Here is a 26,400-nt window from a genome sequence, read left to right on the forward strand (position 1 = left end):
CTCGGATTGCCGAGTGATCGGTAAGTGAGCGGCGTGTCTCAGGCGCCCGGCCGTCCGGCCGGGCGCCAAGTCGTCGGCCGGCTCGGCGTCGGCCGGGTCGCGCTGGACGGCATGGGCCCTCCTAAAGGGTCTCGGCGGCAGTCGTTTCCGCGCGTGTCGTCTCCGCCGCGGAACGCGGCACGCTGGTCAGCGGCGCACGCCCCGCCGCGGCGGCCGCCGACGGCACCGGATGGCGCTCCGCCGGCGGGATCGCCGGCGGCGACTGCGGCTCGCCCAGCACCACATGGCGTACGACCCGTTCGGCGGCGCGGCCGTCGTCGTACGGGCAGAACCGCTCGCGGAACGCCGAGCGCAGCTGGGTGGAGCGGGAGCCGCGCCAGTGGCCGGAGGCGAAGATGTCGATCAGCTCGTCCTCGCTGCGCGCGATCGCACCCGGCGCGAAGGACCGCAGGTCGAAGTAGGTGCCCCGGGCCGCCTCGAAGGCCTCGCGGTCGTCGGCGTGGATCACGATCGGGCGGTCAAGGCCTGCGTAGTCGAACATCAGGGACGAGTAGTCGGTCACCAGGGCGTCCGAGGCCAGGCACAGGGACTCCACGCTCGGATGGTCGCTGACGTCGATGACACGGGGCGTCGGGACCGGGACGAGCGGGCCGCCGTGCCGGTGGTGGGCGCGGGCCAGCACGACGAAGCCGGGACCCAGGCGGCGCAGGAGCCGCTCCAGGTCGAGACGGAGGTGCTGGGTGCGCCGGTAGTCGCGGTGGGTGGGCGCGTACAGGATCGCGACCGTGCCCTCGGGCACGCCGAGCGACTCGCGCAGTCGCCGTACGTCCTCCGAAGTGGCCCGCTGGAACACGTCGTTGCGGGGCTGGCCGTAGGGAAGCACCGTGTAGCGGCCGGGGTGGACCCGCTGCCACGTGAGGGTGGCGTGGCGGTTGGGGGACAGCACGTAGTCCCACTGGTCGACGCCTCGCAGCAGGGCGTCGAAGTCCAACTCGTGTGATGCCGCCGGGCGTTCCCGGAGGTCCAGGCCCATGTGCTTGAGCGGGGTGCCGTGGTGGGTCTGCACGAGGACCTGGCCCGGGCGCTTGACCAGGCGGCGGTCGAAGTCGGTGTTGTGCACGAGGTACTTGGAGCGGGCGAGCGCCGTCCAGTAGGCGGCCGTGTCCGGGGTGATGCGCCGGGTCGCGGTCGGGATCGTGTGGTGGTGCTCGGGGGCGGCGACCCACGCGGTGCGGATGTGCGGGGCGAGGGTGCGGAACGCCTCCTCCAGCGCACCGGGGTTGCAGCCGTGGCCGCGGTCCCCGTACGCGGCGAACAGGGCACGGTCCGCACGGATGGGCAGGCGCAGCTGGACGCGGTAGTGCAGCCGCAGGGCCGCCGCACGCAGGGCCGTTGCGAGCCGTACGGTGGGCCGGGCGATCCGCCGACCGAGCAACCGGCCCAGTTCCAGGGCCCTGTGGGTGCGGTACAGGTTCCGACGGATCGTGGTGTGACGCAGCCGGGAGCTCACCGGAGCCGGGTGACCCGGGGTGCGGTGGGCACGGTAGTGGTCGCGGGCCCGCCGCAGGAACTCGGCGCGGGTGTCCCGCGGCAGACGGCCCCGCCCGCTGAACACCGCCCACAGGTCGTCCACCATGCGGCGGAACAACACCGGCCGCCACTGGGCGAGTTCGGGGCGCGCGTCGACGTACCCGAAGACCCTGTCGTACTGATCGAAGACGTCGAAGTCCGCCCGTCCGGCCGTCGCGGGGACGCTTCGCTGCCGGTGGTGGACGCAGACCCGCTCCAAGGTGGCGATCGACTCGGCCGCCATCAGGAGCGGGTAGCTCCAGCCCAGGTCCGTGTGGCGCCCGGGCGGGAAGGCGAAGCCCCCGTCCCCGACGAACTCCCTGCGGCACACCTTGTTCCACGCCGAGGCCCGCACCCGCAGCATCCCCGGCCGGTCCTCCAGGCGGAACGGCGCCGGACCCTGCTCGCTGAGCACGCCCGCGAACGGGTCCCGGACGATCTCGCCCGTCCACGGCACGAGCGCGTGGCCGTGCACCAGGACGTCCGGCTCGCCCGTCTCCTTCAGCCGGTCGGCGATCGACCGCAGCGCGTGCGGGGTGAGGGTGTCGTCGCCGTCGAGGAAGACCAGGTAGTCGCCCATGGCCTCGGCGATCCCCGCGTTGCGGGCGGGCCCGGGGCCCTCCTCGCCGGCGGCCCCAGGACCCTCCTCGCGGGCGCCCCCACGTCCCTCCTCGCGGGCCGGCCCAGGGGCTTCTTGGCGGGCCGTGCGGACGGTCCGCACCCGCGCGTCACGCGCCGCGAACTCGTCGGCGATCTCACCGCACGCGTCCGGGGAGCGGTCGTCGACCACGATCAGCTCCAGATCGTCGTACGACTGCGACAGCACCGACTCCAGGCAGGCGGGCAGATACGCCTGCACCTGGTACGCGGGGACGATGACACTGAACCTGGGCACGGCACATCCAAGAGTCGGCGCGGGAGTTCTGCCCGGGAACGGACCGTGCGCACCCTTGGTTACGGTCCGTACGGCATTCGGGCGAACGCGAAGGGGGCGGGCCGGTGTCGGCCCGCCCCCAACTCGGCTGTCGTACGCGCTACTTCACCGCACCCGCCATCACTCCGGACACGAACTGCCGCTGGAACGCGAAGAACACGATCAGCGGGATCACCATCGAGATGAACGCGCCCGGCGCCAGGATGTCGACGTTGGCGGCGAAGGCGCGCACCTGGGTCTGGAGCGCGACCGTGATCGGCTGGCTGTCGGCGTCCGTGAACACCAGGGCGATCAGCATGTCGTTCCACACCCACAGGAACTGGAAGATGCCCAGGCTCGCGATCGCGGGCGCGCCGAGCGGCAGCACCACCCGTGCGAACAGGCGCAGTTCACCCGCCCCGTCGAGCCGGGCCGCCTCCAGGAGTTCGCGTGGGATCTCGGCGAAGAAGTTCCGCAGCAGGAACACCGCGAACGGCAGTCCGAAGCCCGTGTGGAACAGGACCACGCCGAAGATGTTGCCGAACAGGCCGATCTTGCCGAAGAGTTCGGCGATCGGGATCAGCGCCACCTGCACCGGCACCACCAGCAGACCGACCACGGCCATGAACCACCAGTCACGGCCCGGGAAGTCCATCCACGCGAACGCGTAGCCCGCGAGCGCGCCGATGACGATCACCAGGAGCGTCGCCGGCACCGTGATCAGGATGGTGTTGATGATGGAGTGGGTGATGTCGCTGTTGTGCAGGAGCTTGTCGTAGCTGTCCAGGGTGAGCTGGGACGGCTCGGTGAACACCGTCCACCAGCCGCTCGTGGCGATGTCCCCGGGGCCGCGCAGCGAAGAGATCAGCAGACCGAGCGTCGGCACCAGCCAGAACAGGCCGACGAGCACGAGCAGGACGCTGATCACGCCCCCGCTGACCCGCTCGACCAGCCGTGAGCCCAGGGACCGCTTCGCCTTCGCGTCCCCCGCCGACGCCGTCTCCGGAAGCCTCTCGGCATGGGTCGTCATCGCCGTACCTCCCGCCGGAGCCGCCGGATGTTGAACCACATCACCGGGATGACGAGCAGCAGCAGGAACACCGAGATGGCGCTCGCGATGCCCGGCTGGTCCTCGGAGAAGCCCTTCAGGTACAGCTCCAGGGCGAGGACGTTGGCGTCGTCCCGCGAGGAGCCCGGGGCGATGATGTAGACCAGGTCGAAGATCTTCAGGACGTTGATCATCAGGGTCACGACGACGACCGCGAGGACCGGTGCGAGCAGCGGCACCGTGACCCTGCGGAAGACCTGCCACTCGCTCGCGCCGTCGACCCGGGCCGCCTCCAGGAGTTCCCGGGGGATGCCCGCGAGCCCCGCGGCGATCAGCACCATCGCGAAACCGGCCCACATCCAGATGTACGACCCGATGATGGACGGGGTCACCAAGGACGGGCCGAGCCAGTCGACCCCGTTGTAGGCCTCCCTGAAGTTGCTCGCGGGCAGGCGGAGTTGGGCTCCGTTCGCCTTCTCCGAGAAGGAGAACGTGCCGTCGTCGCCCGCCTTCACCGTCTCGACGACCTTGCCGTCCTTGACCGCCTCGATCTTCATGCCGGGGTAGCCGAGCTCGCTCGGGTCGACCCCGCCGAGCGTGCCGACGCCCTTGCCGCGGGTGAAGTCCTGCCAGGTGGTGCCGGTGATCCGGCCCGGGTCCGCCTGGGGTGCCACGGCCTTCTTGGCGTCGCTGGGCATCTGGTCGGGGGCGACGCCCACGAGGGGCAGCGTGACCGTGCCGCCGGTGTGGACCGTGGCCTTGGTGACGAAGCCGCCGCCCTGTGCCACCAGCGGGGAGTTCCGGCCCGGATGGGCCTTCGGGAACGACGAGGACTGCGCGAACGTGTCGTGCACGCCCACCCACACCGCGTTCGCGAACCCCTTGTCCGGGTCCTGGTCGTAGACGAGGCGGAAGATGATGCCCGCCGCGAGCATCGAGATCGCCATCGGCATGAAGACGAGCAGCTTGAACGCCGTGCCCCAGCGGATCCGTTCGGTCAGCACCGCGAAGATCAGACCGAGCGCGGTGGAGATCGTCGGCGCGAACACCACCCAGATGACGTTGTTCTTCAGGGCGGTGAGGATGCCGTCGTCGGTGAACAGCGCCTTGTAGTTGTCGAACCCGGCGAAGCCGTCGCCGGACTGGTTGTAGAAGCTGCGGACGAGCGAGTACCCGATCGGGTAGACCACGAGCGCGCCCAGCAGCACGAGGGCGGGCAGCAGGAACAGCACTGCCACGGTCCTGCGCGTGCCGGTCACGCTCTTGCGCGACTTGGGAGAGGCAGGGGCCGGTGGGACCCCTGCCTCCGTGGCCGACGTCATCGCCTCAGTTCCCGTAGGCGGCCGCCGCGTCGGCCTCCAGCTTCGCCTGGGTGCCCGCGATGTCCTTCGGGTTGGCCAGGAAGTCCTGGAGCGCCTTCCACTCGCCCTTGCCGGGCGTGCCGCCGAAGGCCTGCGGGGCCTGGTCGGACATGTCGAAGCGGAAGTCGTCACCGGACTGGATCAGCGCCTTGGCGATCTTCTGCTGCACCGGGTTCGGGTACGAGGAGATGTCCACGTTCTTGTTCGGCGAGAGGTAGCCGCCGAGCTTGGCCTGGATGGTCGCCGCGTCCGGGGAGGCCAGGAAGGTCGCCAGGGCCTGCGCGGCCTTGGAGTCCTTCAGGATCACGGCCGCGTCGCCGCCGGAGACCACGGGAGCGGTGTCGCCGGCCTTCGGGAACGGGAACACCTTCGCGTCGGTACCGACCTTCGCCTTGGCGGTCTGGATGTTGACCTGCGCGAAGTCGCCCTCGTAGACCATGGCCGCCTTGGGCTGGTCGCCGCCGGTGAAGACCTGCGTCACCGAGGCCGGGAAGTCGGTCTGGAGCGCGCCCTTCGCACCGCCCGCCACATAGTCCTTCTTGCCCCAGACCTGGCCCAGCGTGGCCAGCGCGTCCTTCACGGACGGGTCCGTCCACTTGATCTCGTGCTTGGCCAGCTGGTCGTACTTCTCGGGGCCCGCCTGGGAGAGGTAGACGTTCTCGAACCAGTCGGTGAGGGTCCAGCCCTCGGCACCGCCGACGGAGAACGGGGTCACGCCCGAGTCGTAGACCGTCTGCGCGGTGGTCAGCAGCTCGGCCCAGGTCTTCGGCTCGGTGGCGCCCGCGTTCTCGAAGACCTTGGCGTTGTACCAGATCAGGGACTTGTTGGCGGCCTTGTAGTAGACGCCGTACTGGGTGCCGCCGACCTTGCCGATGTCCTGCCAGCCCTGCGAGTAGTTCTTCGCGAGCTCCGCCTTGGCCTCCGCGCCCAGCGGTTTGGCCCACTTCTTGTCCACGGCCTGCTTGATCGCGCCGGGCTGGGGGAGCATCGCCACGTCCGGCGGCTGGCCGCCCGCGATCTTCGAGCCCAGGAAGTTCACGATCGGGTCCTGCGCGGGTACGAAGGTCACCTTGGCGCCGGTGCGCTTCTCGAACTCCGCGAGGACCTTCTTGAAGTTGGCCTGCTCCTCGCCGCTCCACACGGCGGCGACCTGGAGGCTCTGGCCGTTCAGCTTGGGGAGGGTGACACCGGTGCCGGTCGCCGTGCCGCCGGTCGGACCGCTGTCACTGCTGCTCTTGTCGTCGTCCCCGCCGCAGGCGCTGAGCGAGAGGGCGAGGGCCGCCGCGAGCGCGGCGGCCGCGGTCTTCGCGGCCCTGGGCTTTCGGTTTGTGCTGCTCGTGCTGCGCATCACGTCCCCGTTCCTCGTTCCTCGTCGAACGTAGAGGGTGTCCCGTGCGAACTGGTCTACGCCGGGAGAACGGGGTCGGCAAGGGCGCGTCCGCTGTCAAGCAGGCGATCGTTGCGGCCTCGTGACCAGTACGGCTGCGTGCGGGCATACGACGCAGAGAGGCAGCTCCGTTCGGCTAAAGCAGTGACGGCACCTCTGCTGCTGCGACTTCCCTCGCTGCCCGTTCCAATGCACTGGCGAGCAGAGCGAGGTCCGTCGGACCGTTGCCCAGTTCCCGGACCGGACGACGGGCCGGGGGGTCGCCCATGCGCTCCCACTCCAGGGGCACGACCGTGGGGCGCTGGGTGGCCGTACGCGGGATGCGGCCGGTGACCCGGCCTGCCTGGAAGCCGGTCACCCGGCCGTCGGACCAGGTCAGACGGCCGCGTCCGGGGGCCGGCTCCTCCGGTCCGGTGGCCGGGGGGTCCAGGGTGACGCGCAGGGTGGCCCGGCGGGCCGGTTCCGACTCCGCCGTACGGCCGCCCGGACCGGTCGCAGCCACCAGGTGGACGCCCAGCCGCTCGCCCTCGCGGGCCACCGCCTCCAGCGCGCGTATGACCGACCCTGCGGCGGGCCGGCCCGGCGAGCCGAGGGGCGGCGACACCAGGGCGTCGAGGTCGTCCACGACCACGACCAGACGGGGGAGCGGGGGCACCGCCTCGGCCTGGCGGCGGGCCGCGGCGGGGCGCAGCCGGATGGTGGAGCTGGGCGGGGAGTCGAGGTCGGCGGCGGCCGGGTCGGCGGGGGCCTCACCGGGGGCGCCGAGCGCGGCCGTGGCGCCCCTGGCGGCGGACGGGCCGCGGGTCGCCACCGAGCGCTGGGAGACCATACGGCCGGACAGCTCGCGTCCGGTGTGCCACCCGGCGAAGTCGGAGCGGCCGAGCAGTTCCGCGCGCCGCTTCAGCTCGGCGCTCAGGGACTGCGCGAACTCCCGCATGCGGACCGGGTCGTTGGCGGTGAGGTGGGTGGTCACGTGCGGTACGTCGGTGCACACGCGCAGTCCCTCGCCGTGGCCGCCGCCCGCACCCACGCTGTCCCGGCCGTCCATCAGGACGACACCGAGCCGGTCGGGGCGCTCCGCGGCGGCCAGTGAGGCGACGACGGCCCGCAGCAGTTCCGTACGGCCGCTGCCCGCGGGTCCCTCGATCAGCAGATGCGGGCCCTCGGCCACGAGGTCGGCACAGACCGGCCCGCGCGGGCCCGCGCCGAGCACGGCCCAGGCACGTCCGCCGAGCGACTCGGGGTCGTCGGCCGCGTCCGCCCAGCGGGTCATCAGCGACGGCGGGGTGGCCCGGGCCAGCCCCAGCTCGTCCAGCAGCCGCGCCGACTGGGGCAGCGGCGAGGACACGCGCGTGTGCCGTCCGTCGGCGGTCCCGTCGGTGCGCAGCGGGGCCAGCGCCCGGGCGAACCGTTCGGCCCAGGCGGCGGAGACGGCGTCCACCGCGGCGACCGTGCCGTGGCCCACGGGGGTGGGGGCCGCGGTGAGGTGGAGGGTGTCGGTGCCGTGGCCTTCGGGGGCCGGGGTCCGGGAGGCGCCGTCGGTGGGCCGGGGCACGGTGTGGGTGGTGTCGGAGCCGAGCCGGCGGGGTGCCGGGCGGGGGCGGTCGCCCTCCTTCTCGGGTTCGAGGTTCCCGGGCTTCTCGGGCGCGGTGTACGTCTCCTGACCGTCCCGGGCGCCGGTGGGTGCACCCGCACCCGCACCCGCGCGCGGGGCGGATGACGTGCCCGCCGCGGCCGGGAGCCCCGCCCGCGCCACCCGCATCAGCCGCAGAGCCGTCGCCACGTCCCCGCTGAGCAGGCCCACCGCGCCGCACTCGCGGAACGTCGGGGCCGCCGCACAGGCCGCCTCGTAGGTGTCCGTCACGGGCGAGGCCGGAGAGGCGGGGGCCGTCTCGGCCAGGCAGACGACATGGATACCGGCCCGCGGGCCCTGCGAGGCCAGCCGGGCCACCGCCTCGCGCAGATCCGCGCCACCGGGATCGCCGTCCACGACGACCACGGTGTACGGCCCGGGGAAACCGCCGGTCCCGTCGCCCTCGGCGTCGTCACGGGCCCAGGAGGGGCGTCGGGCGGCGCCCCGGAGGGGGTCCTGGGAGCCGGCGGAGCGGGCCGCCGGGATCATGCCGCGGGGCGGGGCCGGCTCCGCGTCGGCCAGGTGGTCGTCCAGGCGCCGGAGCAGTTCGTCGGTGCGGGCCGCGGCCTGTTCGCGGTCATGGGCCAGGAGGAGCCGGCAGTCCTGGCCGTGGCCCGGGCGGACATGGGGGAGCCAGCCGAGCCAGGACCACTCGGTGACGCGCTCCTGCGCGGGCCGGGAACGGTCCGCGCTGATCAGGACGATCTCCAGGGTCTCGGGCGCGTGCAGGGCGGCCAGTTGGGCCACCACCGCGCGGGCCAGCCCGGCCAGCCGCGCGCGCGGACCGGCGAGACCCAGTGCGCCCACCTCGCGCAGATCCGCGGTGACCGGGACGGCGGGCAGCAGCCCCGTCCCGTCGGGCGCGGTCCGGTCCGCGGTGCCGAGCCGGACGGTGAGCGCCTCGGGGTGCCCCGGCCCGCGCTCCCACAGCCGGTCACCCGGGCCCAGCGCCGTCAGCAGCAGGGCGGCGGGGTCCGGCCAGACCTCGGGCAGCTGGGCGGCCACGGCCGGCGCGGCGGCGGGAGCCGGTTCCTCGGCGTACGGCTCGTCCTGCGCGGTGGTCTCGGGCTCGCCCCGGCCGCCGGCCAGCCGCCGCGCCCACTTGCCGAGCCCGCCACGCCGGCGTCCGCTCTGCGGGACGTCGGTGCCGCGCAGCGGGGTGCCTTTGCGGCGGCCCGTGCCGGGTTCGGCGGGGTCGGGGGTGTCGGTGGGCTCCTGGTCGGTGCCGGGCGCCGAGGTGGGTGCGGAAGCGGCGGACGCCTCCGTGAAGGAACCGATCCCGGTCCGGCCGCCGTGGGTGTCCCCGACCGCACCGACGGAACCGGCAGAGCCTGCACCGACGGGACCAGCAGGGCGAGCACCGACGGAACCGGCAGAGCCGGTGGGACGCGAGGAACCGGTGCCGGGGGCCGCGCCCGCGGGGCCGCACGGGCGCCCACCGGGGGCCGTCCCGCTCGTACCCCCGCTCTCGATCCGCGGTGCCCCGCCCTGCCCGGGCACGACGACCGGCGGCTCGACGGGACCGTGGCCCTGCGCCTCCGCGGTCCCGGGGTTCCCGCCGGACGCGCCCCAGCCGGCCGAGCCGTAGGTGTGGTGGGTCCGGTCGGCGGGCTGCCGGGACGGGCTGGACGGGGTGCCCCCGCCGCTGTCCCGGCCCTCACGCGCGTGCGGCGCCCTCGTCCCGTCCCCGGCCCCGGAGAGCCCGGCCCCGGAATCCCCAGCCCCAGCGACCCTGGCGCCGGAGACCCCGGTCCCCGTGACCGCGGCCCCCGCCCCGGCCGCGGAGCCCGCGGCAGCCGCCGACACCCTGCGTCCGCGACGCTCGTTGGGCCGGCCGTACCCGGCCTCGCCCGCCCCGGGTGCACTCTCGGGCACGGCCCGCCCCAGACCGTTCCCGCCGTCCGCCCCTCCGCGCTCCCCGGTGTCCCCGGGGGCCACCCGCACATGGCCTTCCCCGTCCGGTTCCGTCCCCAGACGGCGGCCCCCGCTCGGGGCGAGGCGCAGGACCGACTCGCCGATCCTCAAGAGCGCCCCCGGGGGGAAACGGACCGGGCGGGTGCCCACGCGGGTGCCGTCCAGGACGGTGCCGTTGGTGGAGTCGAGGTCGGCCACCGAGACGCGGCCGTCGCCGGCGACGGTGATCGCGCAGTGGAGACGGGAGACGTCGGGGTCGTCCAGCGGGACGTCGGCGTCGACGGAGCGGCCGATGTGGATCTGGCCGCCGTGCAGGAGGTGGACACCGCCCGCGTCCGGGCCCGCGACCACATGGAGCTGGGTCGGCGCCTCGTCGAGCTCGGGGTGGGGTTCGGGGGCCGCGGGGGCGCCCAGGGACAGCACGGCGCCGTCGATCAGCGGCGGCTCGCCGAGGGTGGCGCGCTGGACGTCGAGACGCTCGCCGTCCGCGTACAGCACGACGGTGCCGCCGCCGCGCTCCGACTCGCCCGCGCGGGAGGCACCCGCCTCACCGGGGACCGCCGAGGCCAGTGCGGCGGCCACCGCGGCCAGGGCGGTGCCGACGGGAGCGGTGACCAGGACGTCGCAGCTCGCGGCGCGGCCGCGGGCCCGGTCGGGCGGGCCCAGCGGGTCTACGACGGTCAGCCGGATCTGCATCGCCGTCAGCGGTCCCTTCTGCTCGGACGCGGACATCCCCCACCCCGCACGAGCACCATCGGCCAGTACTGCACGCATCCTCGCACCTGCCACTGACAACACGCCCGCCGCCCGAGGGCAAGTGATCTTGATTGGTCAGCTCTGCCCCCAAAAGTGCCTGACCAGTGCAGCGCCGACGATCACTTGAGATCGGTCACGTCAACGCCCGGCAACCGGGAGACCCGGACGGAGCGTCCTTGTTTCGAACGTGCTTGGCATCGCTCACGTAGTGCTTGGACGTGCGGCACTACAGTGGGTCGGAAGTGGGTCGGAACGACAGCAAGCAGCAGGGAGTGCATGACGTGCGGCCGGTGGGCAGCAAGTACTTCCTCGAGGAGCCGCTCGGACGCGGTGCCACGGGGACCGTCTGGCGAGCACGCCAGCGGGAGACCGCCGGCGCCGAGGCCGCCGTGGCGGGACAGCCGGGAGAGACCGTCGCGATCAAGGTCCTCAAGGAGGAGCTCGCGAGCGACCCGGACATCGTGATGCGGTTCCTGCGCGAGCGCTCCGTGCTGCTCAGGCTGACCCACCCGAACATCGTGCGGGTGCGCGACCTGGTCGTCGAGGGCGATCTGCTCGCCCTGGTCATGGACCTCGTCGAGGGCCCCGACCTGCACCGCTACCTGCGCGAGAACGGCCCCTTCAGCCCCGTCGGCGCCGCGCTGCTGACCGCCCAGATCGCCGACGCGCTCGCCGCGAGCCACGCCGACGGCGTGGTCCACCGCGACCTCAAGCCGGCCAACGTGCTGCTGCGCCAGTACGGCGGCCAGATGCACCCCCTGCTGACCGACTTCGGCATCGCCCGCCTCGCCGACTCCCCGGGCCTGACCCGGACCCAGGAGTTCGTCGGCACGCCCGCGTACGTCGCCCCCGAGTCCGCCGAGGGCCGCCCGCAGACCTCCGCGGTCGACATCTACGGCGCCGGCATCCTGCTGTACGAGCTGGTCACCGGACGTCCGCCGTTCGCCGGCGGCTCCGCCCTGGAGGTCCTGCACCAGCACCTGAGCGCCGAACCGCGCCGACCTTCCACGGTCCCCGACCCGCTGTGGACCGTCATAGAGCGTTGCCTGAGCAAGAACCCGGACCGCCGCCCCAGCGCCGAGAACCTCGCGCGCGGGCTCCGGGTCGTCGCCGAGGGCATCGGGGTGCACGCGAACTCCGCGCAGATCGCGGCTGCGGAGAACGTCGGCGCGCTGCTGCTGCCCGACCCGGACCCGGCGGCCGTCCCGGACACGCCCGGCGCCGCCGACCCGACGCAGGTGCTGCCGCACGGCGCCGGTGCCGTCGACCCGAACGCCGCGACCAGCTTCCTGCCGCACACCGGCGCCGGGAACCCGGTCGGCGCCGCCGACCCCACCGCCGTACTCCCGACCAACCGGGGCGGCGCGGCCGACCCGACCGCCGTCATGCCGCCGGTGCCGCCCGGGCAGGCGGGGCAGTACGGGCAGCAGGGGCACCGGTCCGGCGGGCCCGAGGAGCCGCACCCCTGGCAGAACCAGCTGCGCGCGGCCCGGGACCGCAACGAACAGACCCAGGTCCAGCAGTACCTCGACCCCGACGAGGACCCGCTGCGCCGCCGCCCCCAGCGGCAGGTCGCCAGGCCGCAGCCGCAGCAGCCGCCGCAACGGCAGCAGCGGCCCCAGCAGGGCCCGCCGCAGGGCGGTTACGGCCAGGGCGGCTACGACCAGGGCGGGTACGGCCGTCAGCCGCAGCAGCGCCAGCAGTACGCCCCGCAACAGCAGCAGCCGCAGCGCTACGCGCCCCCGCCGCAGCCCGAGCGCCCCGCGCGCGAGCCCCGGCAGCCGCGGCAGCGCAGCGCCAACCCGATGAAGATCCCCGGTCTGGGCTGCCTCAAGGGCTGTCTGTTCACGATCCTCATCCTGTTCGTGGCGAGCTGGCTGATCTGGGAGCTGAGCCCGCTCCAGGAGTGGATCGGCACCGGCAAGAGCTACTGGCAGCAGCTCGGCGACATCGTCGACACCGTGAGCAAGTGGATCGGAGATCTGGGCGGAAACTCCTCAGGTCAGCAGTAGTACTGGGGATTTGTCGACATCCAGCGGGTGATTTCCGTCTCCGCGGTGAAGGTTGGCTCCTGCGACGCGTAGCTTTAGCGACAACACGCGTCTGTAGGAGCAGTCTTGGCACGGAAGATCGGCAGCCGGTACACCGCCAACCAGATCCTGGGGCGGGGCAGCGCCGGCACGGTGTGGCTGGGCGAGGGACCCGAGGGGCCCGTCGCCGTCAAGCTCCTGCGCGAGGACCTCGCGTCCGACCAGGAGCTCGTCGGCCGGTTCGTGCAGGAGCGCACGGCGCTGCTCGGTCTGGAGCATCCGCACGTCGTCTCCGTACGCGACCTGGTGGTCGACGGCAACGACCTCGCGCTCGTCATGGACCTGGTCCGGGGCACCGATCTGCGCACCCGGCTCGACCGTGAGAAACGGCTCGCGCCCGAGGCGGCGGTGGCGATCGTGGCCGACGTCGCCGACGGACTGGCCGCCGCGCACGCGGCCGGGGTCGTGCACCGGGACGTGAAGCCGGAGAACGTCCTGCTGGACATGCAGGGACCGCTCGGCCCCGGTGGCGCGCACCCGGCCCTGCTGACCGACTTCGGCGTGGCCAAGCTCATCGACTCGCCGCGCCGCACCCGGGCCACGAAGATCATCGGTACGCCCGACTACCTCGCGCCGGAGATCGTCGAGGGGCTGCCGCCGCGCGCCTCCGTGGACATCTACGCCCTCGCCACCGTGCTGTACGAACTCCTCGCCGGGTTCACCCCGTTCGGGGGCGGGCATCCGGGCGCGGTGCTGCGGCGCCATGTGACCGAGACGGTGGTGCCGCTGCCCGGGATCCCCGACGAGCTGTGGCAGCTCATCGTGCAGTGCCTGGCGAAGGCCCCGGCCTCCCGGCTGCGCGCCTCCGAGCTGGGCGCCCGGCTGCGGGAGCTGCTGCCGCTGCTGGCCGGGATGCCGCCGCTGGACGTGGACGAGCCGGACGCGGAGCCGGAGGACGAGCAGGACGGCGAGGCGGCCGCCCCCGCGGCGGCCGGCGAGCCGGTGTCCTCCGGGCGGCCCGCGCGGCGCGGTGCCGTCCCCCTGGTGCCGGGCGCGAGGCCCACCGACTCCAACCGGGACACGCACACGTCGATGCGGGTCCCGGCGCCCGACGAGCTCGCCGGCGGCGCCCTGGGCACCGCCCGGGTACCGCGGCCCGTCGGCGCACCGCGGCCTGGCTCCGCCCGCCACCGGGCCACCACCCGCCGCCGCCGACTTGCCGTCGGCGCCGCCGCGGTGGTGCTGGTGGCCGCGGCAGGCGTCGGAATCTGGGCGGCCACGTCGGGGGACGACGCGGGTGCGTCACCACAGGACACGAAGAACTCGGCGCCTGCCTCGCCCTGAGGGGGCGGGGCGAGCGCGATCGGTGGCGGTGGCGGGGGTCGAGGCCTGGACGGCGTCGGCCTTGCCTTCCGGCGGCCGGGGCCGTGTCCTGGGGCGCGATCGAGGTCGGTCGCGGTGGTGCGGAGGCTGCGGCGGGGGCCGGGGTCTGGGCGGCGGCATCCCGGGACGATCCCGGGGCGTCGCCGCCGGGCGAGGGGCACTCGGCGCCCACCTCGCCCCGTGCCCCTGGGGAACTCGGCGCCCACCTCGCTCCCGTGTCCCGGGGACTCGGCGCCCACCTCGTCGGCCCCGTCCCGGGAAGTCGGCCCCCACCTCGCCCGCCCCGTCCCGGGGGACGAGCTACGTCGGTTGCCACAGACGTTAGGCTGGAGGGCGTGGCAGTCGTCGATGTATCCGAAGAGCTCAAGTCCCTCTCCTCGACCATGGAGTCGATCGAGGCCGTTCTGGACCTCGACAAGCTGAGGGCAGACATCGCCGTGCTCGAGGAGCAGGCGGCCGCGCCGTCCCTGTGGGACAACCCGGACGAGGCGCAGAAGATCACCAGCAAGCTGTCCCACCTCCAGGCCGAGGTCAGGAAGGCCGACGCGCTGCGCAGCCGGATCGACGATCTCGCTGTGCTGTTCGAGATGGCCCAGGAGGAGGACGACCCGGACACCCTCGCCGAGGCCGAGTCGGAGCTCACCTCCGTCAAGAAGGCGCTCGACGAGATGGAGGTGCGCACCCTCCTGTCCGGCGAGTACGACTCCCGCGAGGCGCTCGTCAACATCCGCGCCGAGGCGGGTGGCGTCGACGCCGCCGATTTCGCGGAGAAGCTCCAGCGGATGTACCTGCGCTGGGCGGAGCAGAAGGGCTACAAGACCGAGCTCATCGAGACGTCGTACGCGGAAGAGGCCGGCATCAAGTCGACCACCTTCGCCGTGCAGGCGCCGTACGCCTACGGCACGCTCTCCGTCGAGCAGGGCACCCACCGGCTCGTGCGCATCTCGCCCTTCGACAACCAGGGCCGCCGCCAGACCTCCTTCGCGGGCGTCGAGATCCTCCCCGTGGTCGAGCAGACCGACCACATCGAGATCGACGAGTCGGACCTGCGCGTGGACGTGTACCGCTCGTCCGGTCCCGGCGGCCAGGGCGTCAACACCACCGACTCCGCGGTGCGCCTGACCCACCTGCCCACCGGCATCGTCGTCTCCTGCCAGAACGAGCGCTCGCAGATCCAGAACAAGGCGACCGCCATGAACGTCCTCCAGGCGAAGCTGCTGGAGCGCAAGCGCCAGGAGGAGCGGGCCAAGATGGACGCCCTCAAGGACGGCGGCAGCTCCTGGGGCAACCAGATGCGTTCGTACGTCCTGCACCCGTACCAGATGGTCAAGGACCTGCGCACCGAGTTCGAGGTCGGCAATCCCGAGGCTGTGTTCAACGGCGAGATCGACGGCTTCATCGAAGCCGGAATTCGCTGGCGCAAGCAGCAGGAGAAGTAACTTTGTCGACTTGACCACCGCTCCCCAACTGCCGCCCCACGGGCGGCAGTTTGCTTTATGTCTGGGTTTTACATCACACTCACAGACCGCTTTCCCCGGCAAAGAGCCCTTACCAGGACATCGCGCGCGCAACGGCCTTGACGATGCTTTGAAAAATGGGAAGGGTAAAGCGTGGCATGCGTATCTCTGGGGCGCATGTGAACCGGGGGATGTGAGTACAGCTGCCTTCCTCCGTCGATCACGGCCCCGAGCGCCGCCTCATTGACGATGAGCTACTGGGGGTAGCAACCACATGACGAAGAAGACGCGGATCCGGATCGCGCGCATAGCCGCCGGTGCCGTGATCGCGGCCGGTGCCTCGCTGACGGCCGCCGGCGCTGCTTCCGCGCTGGAGATCAACGTGGGCGTGGGCGCCGACGGTGTGAGCGCGAGCGTGAACACCGGTGACGACGACCCGACCGACCCCGGCACCGAGATCCCGACCGACCCGGGCACCGAGCTCCCCACGGACCCCGGCACCGACGTGCCGACGGACCCGGGGACCACACCGCCGGTCACCCAGGACCCGACCGACGAGCCGACGGACCCCACCGAGGAGCCCACCGAGCCCACCGAGGACCCGACCGACCCGGGCAACGGGAACGGCAACGGCAATGGGAACGGCAACGGCAACGGCAACGGGAACGCCGGTGGCGGCGGCAACAACGCCGACCCCGACGGTGGTTCCGGCACCTCCACCCAGGAAGAGGGCTCCTCGGCCCTCACCGAGACCGGCGCGGACACCACGTCCAACACGTCGGCCCAGGGCAACGGCAAGGAGCTCGCCGAGACGGGTGCCGGTCAGACCGCCTTCCTGCTCGTCGGTGCCGCCACGATGATCGCCGGTGGCATCGGCTTCCGCATCCTGCCCCGCCTCGCCGGTGGCCGCGGTGGCGCTGCCGCCTAAGGGTGACTCCCGGTAGTCGCACCGCTGCTTGAGGTGCGTGTGCCGAACGGCGAAGGGCCCGGAGCGTATTCGCTCCGGGCCCTTCGTGCGTCTGTGCAGGGGTCCTCGGGGGAGTCTTCGTACGGGGCGTACGCGGACCGGCTAGGCGGTCTGGTGGGCCAGCAGGGCCACCGCCGCGATCAGGACCGCGAGCAGGGCGATCAGGGTCACAGGGTTCAGGCCCGCGAAGTGGTTCTCCTGCTGGAGCCGCTCACGGTTCGCCCGGCACACCGGGCACCGGCCCTCACTCACGGGCGCCGCACAGTTTGCGCACACCAGGCGGTCGTACGTCATGCGCGTCACCCTTCTTGCCGACTGTTCCGTACACAAGAACGCTCCCGGATCGCAGAACGTTCCCTTCTCCACTGTGCCAGGTTCGCCTGGTGGCCGCCTGTGGGCTGGGGAAGAGAGGCATTCCAGGTCGGTACAAAACAGTCCAACCGATACGCAACCCGAACCGGCGCCTGCGCTCGCACACCCGGTTCGCGTATGGTCACGCTCATCTACCCCCGGCCTACCGTGGTGCATCCGTGATCCGATTCGACAACGTATCCAAGGTCTACCCCAAGCAGACCCGCCCCGCACTCAGGGACGTCTCCCTCGAAGTGGAGAAGGGCGAGTTCGTGTTCCTCGTGGGGTCCTCCGGCTCCGGAAAGTCCACCTTCCTGCGGTTGGTGCTCCGCGAGGAGCGGACCAGCCAGGGGCAGGTGCACGTCCTGGGCAAGGACCTCGCGCGCCTCTCCAACTGGAAGGTGCCGCAGATGCGCCGCCAGCTGGGGACGGTGTTCCAGGACTTCCGGCTGCTGCCCAACAAGACGGTCGCCGAGAACGTGGCCTTCGCGCAGGAGGTCATCGGCAAGTCCCGCGGTGAGATCCGCAAGTCCGTGCCGCAGGTGCTCGACCTCGTCGGGCTCGGCGGCAAGGAGGACCGGATGCCGGGCGAGCTGTCCGGTGGTGAGCAGCAGCGCGTGGCCATCGCGCGGGCCTTCGTGAACCGGCCCAAGCTGCTGATCGCCGACGAGCCCACCGGCAACCTCGACCCGCAGACCTCCGTCGGCATCATGAAGCTGCTCGACCGGATCAACCGGACGGGCACCACCGTGCTGATGGCGACGCACGACCAGAACATCGTGGACCAGATGCGCAAGCGCGTCATCGAGCTGGAGAAGGGCCGCCTCGTCCGCGACCAGGCACGCGGCGTCTACGGCTACCAGCACTGACCGCCTCGAAGAGTCCCCGGAAAGGCCTGAAGAAGACGCCATGCGCGCCCAGTTCGTACTCTCCGAGATCGGTGTCGGTCTCCGTCGCAACCTGACGATGACGTTCGCCGTCATCGTCTCCGTCGCCCTGTCGCTCGCCCTGTTCGGCGGTTCGCTCCTGATGAGCGACCAGGTCGGCGCCATGAAGGGCTACTGGTACGACAAGGTCAACGTCTCGATCTTCCTCTGCAACAAGAGCGACGCCGAGTCGGACCCCAACTGCGCCAAGGGCGCGGTCACCGAGGACCAGAAGAAGGACATCCTCTCCGACCTGAAGAAGATGTCGGTCGTCCAGACGGTCGTCCACGAGTCCCAGGACGAGGCGTACAAGCACTACAAGGAGCAGTTCGGCGACTCCCCGCTGGCCGCCTCCCTCACGCCGGACCAGATGCAGGAGTCGTACCGCATCAAGCTCAAGGACCCGGAGAAGTACCAGGTCATCGCGACCGCCTTCAATGGGCGTGACGGCGTGCAGTCCGTGCAGGACCAGAAGGGCATCCTGGACAACCTGTTCACCATGCTCAACCTGATGAACCGGGCCGCGCTCGGCGTCATGGCGCTCATGCTGATCGTCGCCCTGCTGCTGATCGTCAACACCGTGCGTGTCTCGGCGTTCAGCCGTCGGCGGGAGACCGGGATCATGCGGCTGGTGGGCGCGTCCGGCTTCTACATCCAGGCGCCGTTCATCATGGAGGCCGCCGTCGCCGGCGCGATCGGCGGTGCTCTCGCCTGTGTCTTCCTGGTCGTCGGCCGGTACTTCACGATCGACCACGGCATGGCCCTGTCCACCAAGCTGAATCTGATCAACTTCGTGGGCTGGGACGCCGTCCTGACCAAGCTGCCGTTGATCCTCGCCGCGAGTGTGCTGATGCCCGCATTGGCCGCGTTCTTCGCGTTGCGCAAGTACCTGAAGGTGTGACGCACGCCAAGAGGGCCGTACGGTCAACCGGCCGTGCGGCCCTCTTGCGTTGTCCTAGACTCACCGGCATGTCAGGCCGTGACCTGTTCTGTCAGCCCCGCCGCATCCGCCGCGGGGCCGCCCTGACATTGGTGTTCGCGAGCGTCCTGGTGGCCGGCGCGGCCACCGGCTCGCTCCCCGAGGGCGACCGCGGTGACCGGAAGTCCTCGTCCGACACGGCCCGTTCGACCGCGCTCGCGGGGGCCCACGAGGACGTGGCCAGGGCGGCCGAAGAGGCCATGGCCGACGGCAAGTCCCCCACGGAGGCCGCCCAGCGCGCCGTCAGCCGCAGCGGGGACCGCTGGGGCGCCGTCTACTCCCGTGGCGAGTACGAGGAGTTCGAGGAGGCCCTGGCCGGCCAGTACACCGGCGTCGGGCTGTGGGCGCGGCGCGAGCAGGACGGCCGTATCGAAGTGACCAGGGTGAGCTCCCACTCGCCCGCGGCCGCCGCCGGGATCCGCCGCGGTGATCTGCTGCGCAGCGTGGACGGGACCTCCGCGGACGGGCGGCCGGTCACCGAGGTGGTCTCCTTACTGCGCGGGGACGCCCAGGACGCGGCCGCCGGGACCATGGTCCGGCTGGGCCTTCAGCGCGGCACACGCGCGTGGAGCGAGACACTGCGGCGCGCTCGGCTGTCCACGGACTCGGTCAGCGTCCGGGAGCTCGCCGGCTCGATCACCCTCATCAAGATCGACTCGTTCACGAAGGGTGTCGGGGACGAGGTCCGCGACGCCGTGAGGGCCGCTCCGGCCGGCGGCGGGATCGTCCTCGACCTGCGCGGCAATTCCGGCGGCCTGGTCACCGAGGCCGTCACGACGGCGTCCGTCTTCCTCGACGGAGGGCTGGTCGCGACCTATGACGTGGACGGATCGCAGCAGGCACTGCACGCGGAGCCCGGTGGGGACACGACCCGGGCGCTGGTCGCTCTCGTCGACGGCGGGACGATGAGTGCGGCGGAGCTGCTGACGGGGGCGCTCCAGGACCGGGGGCGGGCCGTGGTGGTCGGTTCCCGCACCTTCGGCAAGGGATCGGTGCAGATGCCCACCCGGCTGCCGGACGGGTCCGTGGCGGAGCTGACCGTGGGGCACTACCGGACCCCGTCGGGGCGGGGGGTCGACGGGCGGGGGATCACGCCCGACCTGGAGGCCGACGAAGGGGCTCTGGGGCAGGCCGAGACGGTGCTCGAGGGATTGGGCGACTAGAGGTCGTCGTTCGGCTGCCGGTCGACGGCCACGTCATTGTCGATGGCCACGTCATTAAGGGCTGGCCCCGCACCCCCTCACTAGTGCGAAAATGGCAGCACTATGAGCAAGGGAATGTACGTACCGAAGGAGTCCCAGCCCAAGCCGGGTGGGGCGGCCGCGAAGGCCAGGGACGGCGAGAAGGGCGGCAAGCGCAAGATCGTCGCCCAGAACAAGAAGGCCCGGCACGACTACGCGATCATCGACACCTACGAGGCCGGCCTGGTGCTCATGGGTACCGAGGTCAAGTCGCTGCGCGAGGGCCGCACCTCCCTGACCGACGGCTTCGTCCAGATCGACGGGGGCGAGGCGTGGCTGCACAACGCCCACATCCCGGAGTATCACCAGGGCAGCTGGACCAACCACTCCGCGCGCCGCAAGCGCAAGCTGCTGCTGCACCGCGAGGAGATCGACAAGCTGGAGTCGAAGGCGCAGGAGACGGGTCACACCATCGTGCCCCTCGCCCTCTACTTCAAGGACGGCCGCGCGAAGGCCGAGATCGCGCTCGCGCGAGGCAAGAAGGAGTACGACAAGCGGCAGACGCTGCGGGAGAAGCAGGACCGGCGGGAGTCGGACCGGGCGATCGCGGCGGCGAAGCGCAGGCAGCGGGGCCAGTAGGGCGAGGCCGCCGGAATACGGTGGCATCGGCGCGCGTTGGTCACGTACGATGGGTACCGCACCCCGCGCGGGTGTGAGCATTGAAAACACAACATGGGGATGATCGGTTTCGACAGCGGCTGTTGAAGCAGGGGAAGCGTGTCGAGGAAGCGGCAATGATCTCGTTAACCATATGTCGCAACCAATAATCGCCAATTCCAAGAGCGATTCCCGCGCCTTCGCCCTCGCTGCCTAATAAGCAGTGAGTGAAGGCCCTAACGGGTGTCAGCCCGGGGATGTTCCCGACCCGGACCCTGGCATAATCTAGGGGACTAAACCATTGAGCCCGGTCACGGGGTTCAATGGGAAATCAAACAGTGACTGGGCCCGTCGGCGACTTGTTCGCGTGATCGCCGGGGCCGAGAAAATCTCAGCGAACTGCACACGGAGAAGCCCTGATTCTGCACCGTTGGACGCGGGTTCGATTCCCGCCATCTCCACTCGTCCCTCCGGGGACAACCCCATGTGGGCGAAGGCCCCGCAATCTCACGGTTGCGGGGCCTTCGTCATGTTCTTTCGACCAGGAGGCGTCGTATGGCGTGGCAGCAAGCTCCACGCCGGCTTTTCGTCCGTGCGTACGGCGACGAGTCACCGCTGTACGTGCCGGGCGACGAGGAGGACCTTTCTCAGTGCGCCTCCTCACTTCCGCTCGACGCTCCCGAACTCGGGCTCACCGACCTCTTGGTCGACCGGCTGAGGTCCTGGTCACGGGCCCGCCCCGGGGATGGGGCCACATCCCGGCAGAAGCTGCGACGGCACGCGAAGCAGGGGCTTGAGGTGGCCCGGGCGCTGGCCCGGTACCTCGGGCCGCAGTGGGCGGTGTGTTTTCGGGACGACGCCCGGGCCTCCGACACATTCGTCTGCTGGGGATGCGGGGGTTCGCACCAGCCCCTCGACGAACACGACTCACCGCCGTATCCGCTGCACGTCATCGTCGAGGGCGAGTTCATGTGGCTCCCGTTGCGCGCGGACGGTGTCGGGGACTTCGCTCCCGACGACCCGGCCGTCGGCCTGGACCTGTCCGACGACCTCGTCACCGCTTTGGCCACCTGGGCGAGGGATATCAACGACACACTGAACCGCGACCTGCGGGACCGGGTGGACGGCAAGTACGACGACGCATGGCAGCAGTTGTTCGACACCGGGACGGACCTGGCGCGCCGGGTCGCGCACGAGCTGGGCCCGGCGCGCAGGGTGACGTACAAGGGCCTGGCCAACGGCGGTCTGGCCCGGCTGGCCTCCGTCACCTGGCAGGGGGATCGGGAACTGTAACCGTGAAAGGGCCGCGGTGAGCGACGGCTTCCTCGCGTGCCCGGCACCGCGTCGACTGGGGGAGGGGAAGGGCAGTGCGCAGCATCGGCGATCCCGACTTCGGCGTTTCCTGGCTGATGAGCATGTTCCACGCGGACTGGACCCACAACGGGCGTACGGCCGCCGAAGCGGTCGACTACCACTTCTGGGACCAGCTTGACCGGGACAACGTTCTCGCGGTCCGCCGGGACGCGCTGCTGCTGTCGCGCCTTCCCTCGGAGACGATCGAGGTGCTGTGGCTGGCCGGTACCGCGAACGGGCTGTCGTTCTTCGACGGACACCGCAGCGGTGTCACCTCCGGACGACAGTGGATGGAGACGATCACCGGCCGGTGCGACACGTGGTTGTCCAGGCATGTGGGCACCGGCGAACTCGTCGTCCCCGCCGAGTGGGACGGCGTGGAACTGGCCGACGCCGTCCTCTCGGAGATCGAGGCGGCGGCCTTCGTGCCGGACGACGTCACGCGGGCGCTGACGGAGTGCACCCGCCACTGCACCCCGGATCTCGCGTTCCGCCTGCTGCTGCGGGCGATGGGGGAGATCGGCACCGTGTCCCGCGCAACCCTCCTGCCGGAACACTACGCACGGCTGGAAGCACTGGGGTCGGCGCTCCACTACGGCGAGTTCGTCGTGTCAGAGGTCCGGCATCTCGTAGTGTCCCCTGAACCACCAGAAGGGAGCCGACCCGCACGGCGCTTCACCGAGTTCGACTTCGGTGTCCCATGGGTGATGGCTTTCTTTCACCAGGACTGGTGCTACGAGGCGCACACCCCCGCCGAACTCGTCGCACGGCACCTGCCGGACGGGGCCGGTGAATACGCCCTGGCGGTGCGTCGCGACGCCCGGGCGCTCCTCGACGGGCTGCCGTCGCGGACGCTGGAGGTGCTGTGGGACGCCGGAACCCAGTACGGCATGGGCTGGCGGCAGACCACCGGAGCCGAGTGGACGCGGACCGTCGTGGATGTGTGCGACACCTGGCTGGCCACACAGACGCAGGTGCCGCCGCTCACCGAAGCCGACACGGAGGACGGCCTCGACCACCGGGACGAGGTCGTCGCCGAGATCGAGGCTATGAAGTTCCTGACCGCCGAGGTGCGCCGGGCGCTCGTCGACTGCGCCCACCACTGCACCCCGGACCTGGCGTTGCGGACACTGCTGAGGGCGATCGAGTACGCCCCTGAGGCATCCTTGTCCGAGGAGCAGTACAGGAGGCTGAACGGTCTCGGATCGGCCCTGCACTACGGGGAGTTCGTGGTGCAGAACGTCGAGTACCGGATCTCCGACGACTAGAGCAAGGCCCTCTTCATGGAACCGTACGCCTCCCCGTACTCCCCCTCTCCGTCATCCGAGGCGCCAGCAGCGTCGACTCCGGTACAGCAGCCCCCGACAGCTTCTTCATCAGGAGGTCCACGGCCCGTGCGCCCAGTTCCTCCGACGGCAGGGTCACCGACGTGATCGGGACGCGGGAGGACTCCGCCACCCCGTCGGGGCAGATCGCCGTGACGGAGAGGTCGGACGGGATGCGGAGGCCCAGGTCGGCGAAGGCGTCGACCAACGGTTCCAGGACGGGTTCGTTGTGGACGACCACCCCCGTCAACGCGGGCTGTTCGCGTAGGAGTTGTTCGGCGACGGCGCGGGCGTCGGCCGGCTCGCAGGGGAGGACCGTCGAGGACATCCCGGCGCGGTCCGCGGCGGCCGTGAAGCCCTGGACCACCCGCCCGGCGTAGGCCGTCCCGCGGACGTACACCTCCGGCGGGGAGCCGACCAGGGCCACCGAGCGGTGACCCAGCCGTGCCAGGTGCTCCACGCACGCCTCGCCCGCAGCCCGGAAGTCGAGGTCGACGCAGGTCAGGCCCGCCGTGGAGGCCGGCAAGCCGATCAGTACCGCCGGCAGGTCCAGTGCGCGCAGCAACGGCAGCCGGGGGTCGTCGAGTTGGACGTCCATCATGACCAGGCCGTCCACCAGGGCCGTGTCGGCGACCCGGTGCAGTCCCTCCTCGCCCTCCTCCTGCGTCAGCAGCAGCACGTCGTGGTCGTGGCGGCGGGCCGCCGTCACCACCGACACCGCGAACCCCATCACCGTCGGGACGTGGATCCCGGTCCGTAAGGGCACCACCAGCGCCAGGACATTGGAGCGTCTGCCGGCCAGGGCGCGGGCGCCCGCGTGCGGACGGTAGCCCAGCTCGCGGATCGCCTCCTCGACCCGCAGCCGGGTCTCCTCGGAGATCGGGCGCTTGCCGCTGAGGGCGTAGGAGACGGTGCTGGGGGAGACCCCGGCCCGTCGCGCCACATCCGTGATCTTCACCATCAGCCCAGCTCCAGGGAGAGGAAGCCGGTGCCGGCCCGCGCCCGCGCCGCCCGGTCCCCGGCCGCCAGGCCCCACGGCGCCGAGGGGTCGGAGCAGGACGCCCGCAGCGTGTCTCCCTCGCGTACGACGGTGAAGGCGACCTCGCCGACCCGTACCGTGACCTGCTCGCCCCGGGCGAGGCCGTACGCCCGCAGGGTCACCCCGTCGGCGTGGTCGTAGTCGGGGCGGTCCACAACCGCGCCGACCGGGATCACCGCACCCGGCCTGACCAGCAGCGGCACGCTCAGGAAGGCATGCCGCTCGCGCACCCAGCGCGGACCGGTCACCGTCTCGCCGGTCACGAAGTGGGTCCAGGCGCCCTCCGGGACGTAGTACGAGACCTCCCCGGAGTCGCTGAACACCGGGGCCACCAGGAGGTCCGGGCCGAGCATGTACTGGCGTTCGAGGTGTGCGCACCCGGGGTCGTCCGGGAACTCCAGGACCATCGCCCGCATCACCGGCACGCCCTCGGTGTGGGCGGTGCGCGCCGCCTCGTACAGGTAGGGCATGAGGCTCAGCTTGAGGCGGGTGAAGTGGCGCAGGACGTCCACGGACTCCTCGTCGAACAGCCACGGCACGCGGTACGACGAGCTGCCGTGCAGGCGGCTGTGGGAGGAGAGGAGTCCGAAGGCCAGCCACCGTTTGAAGAGCGACGGGCTCGGGGTGCCCTCGAAGCCGCCGATGTCGTGGCTCCAGAAGCCGAAGCCCGAGAGCCCGAGGGACAGCCCTCCGCGCAGCGACTCGGCCATCGACTCGTACGTCGCCTCGCAGTCGCCGCCCCAGTGCACCGGGAACTGCTGGCTGCCCGCGGTCGCCGAGCGGGCGAAGACCACCGCCTCCTGTTCGCCGCGGTGCTTGCGCAGCACGTCGAAGACGGTCCGGTTGTAGAGGTAGGTGTAGTAGTTGTGCATCCGCTCGGGATCGGAGCCGTCGGACCACTCCACGTCCAGCGGGACCCGCTCGCCGAAGTCGGTCTTGAAGCAGTCCACACCCTGTGCGAGCAGCGCCTCCAGCTTCGAGGCGTACCAGTCGCGGGCGGCCGGACTGGTGAAGTCGACCAGGGCCATGCCGGGTTGCCACAGGTCCCACTGCCAGACGCTGCCGTCGGGTCGCTTGAGGAGGTGGCCGAGCGCCTTGCCCTCCGCGAACAGGGGCGATCTCTGGGCGATGTACGGGTTGATCCACACCGAGACCCTCAGCCCCCGTGCGTGCAGCCGGGCGAGCATGCCCTCCGGGTCGGGGAAGACCCGCGGGTCCCACTGGAAGTCGCACCAGTTGAACTCGCGCATCCAGAAGCAGTCGAAGTGGAAGACGGACAGCGGCAGTTCGCGGTCCTTCATGCCGTCGATGAACGAGGTCACCGTCTCCTCGTCGTACGACGTGGTGAACGACGTCGACAGCCACAGGCCGAAGGACCACGCGGGCGGGAGCGCCGGACGGCCGGTGAGGGCCGTGTACTTGCGGATGATCTCCTTGGGGCTCGGGCCGTGGATGACGTAGTACGTCAACTCCTGTGTCTCCGCGCTGAACTGGACCCTCGACACCGCTTCCGAGCCGACCTCGAAGGAGACCTTGCCGGGGTGGTCGACGAAGACGCCGTAGCCCGCGTCCGTGAGGTAGAACGGGACGTTCTTGTAGGCCTGTTCGGTGGCGGTGCCGCCGTCGGCGTTCCAGATGTCGACGACCTGGCCGTTCTTCACCAGCGGCCCGAAGCGCTCGCCGAGCCCGTACACCGAGGTGCCCACGGTCAGGTTGAGCTGCTCGCGCAGGTAGTGCCCGCCGGCCGCGTCCCGCAGGATGCCCATGTTCTTGGTGCCGCTGCTGGTGAGGACCCGGCCGTCGGCGAGGAAGTCGACCTGCCAGGGCCCGGTGCGGGCGAAGCGGACCGACAGGGTGCCGGAGGTCAGGGTCGCGGTGTTCTCGTCGGAACCGGTGTGCGGGGTGAACTCCTCTTTCCTGAGCTCGAATTCGGGCCGGTCCGGCTGCTCACCCTCGAAGTGCGTGAAGGTGATGCCGATGACGTCGGGCATCGGGGCGTGGGCGCTGATCGTCACGACCGGTCCCTTCAACAGGTCGCCGCGGTGGCGGATGGGCCGGGACGGCGCGTGGATCTCCAGCCCGTCCTCGGAGGCGGTGACCTCGTGGACCACGGCCGGATGGTCCGCGGTGACGCCCTCGCGCAGCAGCCAGTAGCCGTCGGTGAACTTCAT

18 protein-coding genes and 1 other RNA gene are annotated in these 26,400 nt (G+C 71.5%); 11 read left to right on the plus strand and 8 right to left on the minus strand.

Translation table 11 applies throughout. From position 1 onward, the window contains the following. Nucleotides 1–121 precede the first annotated feature (121 nt). From AQJ54_RS38240 to AQJ54_RS38260, 5 genes are all read right to left on the minus strand, one after another. Nucleotides 122–2,464, minus strand: coding sequence for a bifunctional glycosyltransferase/CDP-glycerol:glycerophosphate glycerophosphotransferase (locus tag AQJ54_RS38240; protein ID WP_062245647.1), 2,343 nt, complete (start codon nucleotides 2,462–2,464; stop codon nucleotides 122–124). A 139-nt stretch (nucleotides 2,465–2,603) separates the two neighbouring features. Further along, on the minus strand, nucleotides 2,604–3,512 hold the full coding sequence (locus AQJ54_RS38245; RefSeq protein ID WP_062245649.1) for a carbohydrate ABC transporter permease: 909 nt from the start codon (nucleotides 3,510–3,512) through the stop codon (nucleotides 2,604–2,606). After that, nucleotides 3,509–4,852: a carbohydrate ABC transporter permease gene (locus AQJ54_RS38250; RefSeq protein WP_207917496.1), complete on the minus strand. Its 1,344-nt coding sequence runs from the start codon at nucleotides 4,850–4,852 to the stop codon at nucleotides 3,509–3,511. Before AQJ54_RS38250 ends, AQJ54_RS38245 begins: the two co-directional genes overlap by 4 nt. A gap of 4 nt (nucleotides 4,853–4,856) precedes the next feature. Beyond that, nucleotides 4,857–6,239: an ABC transporter substrate-binding protein gene (locus tag AQJ54_RS38255; protein ID WP_062245651.1), complete on the minus strand. Its 1,383-nt coding sequence runs from the start codon at nucleotides 6,237–6,239 to the stop codon at nucleotides 4,857–4,859. Nucleotides 6,240–6,414: 175 nt separating this feature from the next. After that, the gene (locus tag AQJ54_RS38260; protein WP_062245874.1) at nucleotides 6,415–10,521 is read right to left on the minus strand and encodes an FHA domain-containing protein; all 4,107 of its coding nucleotides are present in this window, start codon (nucleotides 10,519–10,521) and stop codon (nucleotides 6,415–6,417) included. A 341-nt stretch (nucleotides 10,522–10,862) separates the two neighbouring features. On the opposite strand from AQJ54_RS38260, the gene AQJ54_RS38265 reads away from it, so the two are divergent. The 4 genes from AQJ54_RS38265 to AQJ54_RS38280 all read left to right on the plus strand — a co-directional run bounded on the left by AQJ54_RS38265 (nucleotide 10,863) and on the right by AQJ54_RS38280 (nucleotide 16,379). Beyond that, nucleotides 10,863–12,593: a serine/threonine-protein kinase gene (locus AQJ54_RS38265; RefSeq protein ID WP_062245653.1), complete on the plus strand. Its 1,731-nt coding sequence runs from the start codon at nucleotides 10,863–10,865 to the stop codon at nucleotides 12,591–12,593. Between the two features lie 105 nt (nucleotides 12,594–12,698). Further along, entirely contained in the window at nucleotides 12,699–13,955 is a 1,257-nt protein-coding gene (locus tag AQJ54_RS38270; RefSeq protein ID WP_062245655.1) for a serine/threonine-protein kinase, read from the plus strand. A 374-nt stretch (nucleotides 13,956–14,329) separates the two neighbouring features. Then, nucleotides 14,330–15,433 carry a peptide chain release factor 2 gene (gene prfB / locus AQJ54_RS38275; protein ID WP_020139054.1) on the plus strand — a complete coding sequence of 368 codons (1,104 nt, stop codon included), beginning with the start codon at nucleotides 14,330–14,332 and terminating at the stop codon, nucleotides 15,431–15,433. A gap of 292 nt (nucleotides 15,434–15,725) precedes the next feature. Next, on the plus strand, nucleotides 15,726–16,379 hold the full coding sequence (locus AQJ54_RS38280) for a hypothetical protein (protein WP_062245658.1): 654 nt from the start codon (nucleotides 15,726–15,728) through the stop codon (nucleotides 16,377–16,379). A gap of 141 nt (nucleotides 16,380–16,520) precedes the next feature. Here AQJ54_RS38280 and AQJ54_RS38285 read toward each other — a convergent pair whose 3' ends face one another. Next, a complete protein-coding gene (locus tag AQJ54_RS38285; protein WP_028809874.1) occupies nucleotides 16,521–16,712 on the minus strand; it encodes a hypothetical protein in 192 nt (63 codons plus the stop codon). A 236-nt stretch (nucleotides 16,713–16,948) separates the two neighbouring features. Here AQJ54_RS38285 and ftsE point away from each other — a divergent pair, with 236 nt between their 5' ends. From ftsE to AQJ54_RS47030, 7 genes are all read left to right on the plus strand, one after another. Beyond that, nucleotides 16,949–17,638 (plus strand): cell division ATP-binding protein FtsE, encoded by a 690-nt coding sequence (ftsE, locus tag AQJ54_RS38290; RefSeq protein WP_007382424.1) that lies wholly within the window; start codon nucleotides 16,949–16,951, stop codon nucleotides 17,636–17,638. A 40-nt stretch (nucleotides 17,639–17,678) separates the two neighbouring features. Further along, the gene (ftsX, locus tag AQJ54_RS38295; RefSeq protein ID WP_062031577.1) at nucleotides 17,679–18,596 is read left to right on the plus strand and encodes a permease-like cell division protein FtsX; all 918 of its coding nucleotides are present in this window, start codon (nucleotides 17,679–17,681) and stop codon (nucleotides 18,594–18,596) included. 68 nt (nucleotides 18,597–18,664) lie between these two features. Further along, entirely contained in the window at nucleotides 18,665–19,837 is a 1,173-nt protein-coding gene (locus AQJ54_RS38300) for a S41 family peptidase (RefSeq protein ID WP_211278627.1), read from the plus strand. A gap of 114 nt (nucleotides 19,838–19,951) precedes the next feature. Continuing rightward, the gene (smpB, locus tag AQJ54_RS38305) at nucleotides 19,952–20,494 is read left to right on the plus strand and encodes an SsrA-binding protein SmpB (protein WP_062031572.1); all 543 of its coding nucleotides are present in this window, start codon (nucleotides 19,952–19,954) and stop codon (nucleotides 20,492–20,494) included. A gap of 95 nt (nucleotides 20,495–20,589) precedes the next feature. Continuing rightward, nucleotides 20,590–20,976, plus strand: a transfer-messenger RNA (tmRNA) gene (ssrA, locus tag AQJ54_RS38310). A gap of 91 nt (nucleotides 20,977–21,067) precedes the next feature. Continuing rightward, on the plus strand, nucleotides 21,068–21,805 hold the full coding sequence (locus tag AQJ54_RS38315) for a hypothetical protein (RefSeq protein WP_062245660.1): 738 nt from the start codon (nucleotides 21,068–21,070) through the stop codon (nucleotides 21,803–21,805). A gap of 74 nt (nucleotides 21,806–21,879) precedes the next feature. Continuing rightward, a complete protein-coding gene (locus AQJ54_RS47030) occupies nucleotides 21,880–23,133 on the plus strand; it encodes a hypothetical protein (protein ID WP_248845520.1) in 1,254 nt (417 codons plus the stop codon). Between the two features lie 13 nt (nucleotides 23,134–23,146). Here the strand turns inward: AQJ54_RS47030 and AQJ54_RS38325 are convergent, their stop codons facing one another. Further along, nucleotides 23,147–24,151, minus strand: coding sequence for a LacI family DNA-binding transcriptional regulator (locus AQJ54_RS38325; RefSeq protein WP_062245662.1), 1,005 nt, complete (start codon nucleotides 24,149–24,151; stop codon nucleotides 23,147–23,149). After that, on the minus strand, nucleotides 24,151–26,400 hold the full coding sequence (yicI, locus tag AQJ54_RS38330) for an alpha-xylosidase (RefSeq protein ID WP_062245664.1): 2,250 nt from the start codon (nucleotides 26,398–26,400) through the stop codon (nucleotides 24,151–24,153). Before yicI ends, AQJ54_RS38325 begins: the two co-directional genes overlap by 1 nt.

The organism is Streptomyces griseorubiginosus (assembly GCF_001514195.1).
In the GTDB taxonomy this organism is placed as follows: domain Bacteria; phylum Actinomycetota; class Actinomycetes; order Streptomycetales; family Streptomycetaceae; genus Streptomyces; species Streptomyces griseorubiginosus.

Coding starts and splice junctions, on each gene's coding strand:
- AQJ54_RS38325 (WP_062245662.1), bottom strand. CDS start 24,151: ATGGTGAAGATCACGGATGTGGCGCGACGGGCCGGGGTCTCCCCCAGC.
- AQJ54_RS38300 (WP_211278627.1), top strand. CDS start 18,665: ATGTCAGGCCGTGACCTGTTCTGTCAGCCCCGCCGCATCCGCCGCGGG.
- AQJ54_RS38315 (WP_062245660.1), top strand. CDS start 21,068: ATGGCGTGGCAGCAAGCTCCACGCCGGCTTTTCGTCCGTGCGTACGGC.
- AQJ54_RS38260 (WP_062245874.1), bottom strand. CDS start 10,521: ATGCAGATCCGGCTGACCGTCGTAGACCCGCTGGGCCCGCCCGACCGG.
- AQJ54_RS38280 (WP_062245658.1), top strand. CDS start 15,726: ATGACGAAGAAGACGCGGATCCGGATCGCGCGCATAGCCGCCGGTGCC.
- smpB (WP_062031572.1), top strand. CDS start 19,952: ATGTACGTACCGAAGGAGTCCCAGCCCAAGCCGGGTGGGGCGGCCGCG.
- AQJ54_RS38255 (WP_062245651.1), bottom strand. CDS start 6,239: ATGCGCAGCACGAGCAGCACAAACCGAAAGCCCAGGGCCGCGAAGACC.
- AQJ54_RS38250 (WP_207917496.1), bottom strand. CDS start 4,852: ATGACGTCGGCCACGGAGGCAGGGGTCCCACCGGCCCCTGCCTCTCCC.
- yicI (WP_062245664.1), bottom strand. CDS start 26,400: ATGAAGTTCACCGACGGCTACTGGCTGCTGCGCGAGGGCGTCACCGCG.
- ftsX (WP_062031577.1), top strand. CDS start 17,679: ATGCGCGCCCAGTTCGTACTCTCCGAGATCGGTGTCGGTCTCCGTCGC.
- AQJ54_RS38245 (WP_062245649.1), bottom strand. CDS start 3,512: ATGACGACCCATGCCGAGAGGCTTCCGGAGACGGCGTCGGCGGGGGAC.
- AQJ54_RS38285 (WP_028809874.1), bottom strand. CDS start 16,712: ATGACGTACGACCGCCTGGTGTGCGCAAACTGTGCGGCGCCCGTGAGT.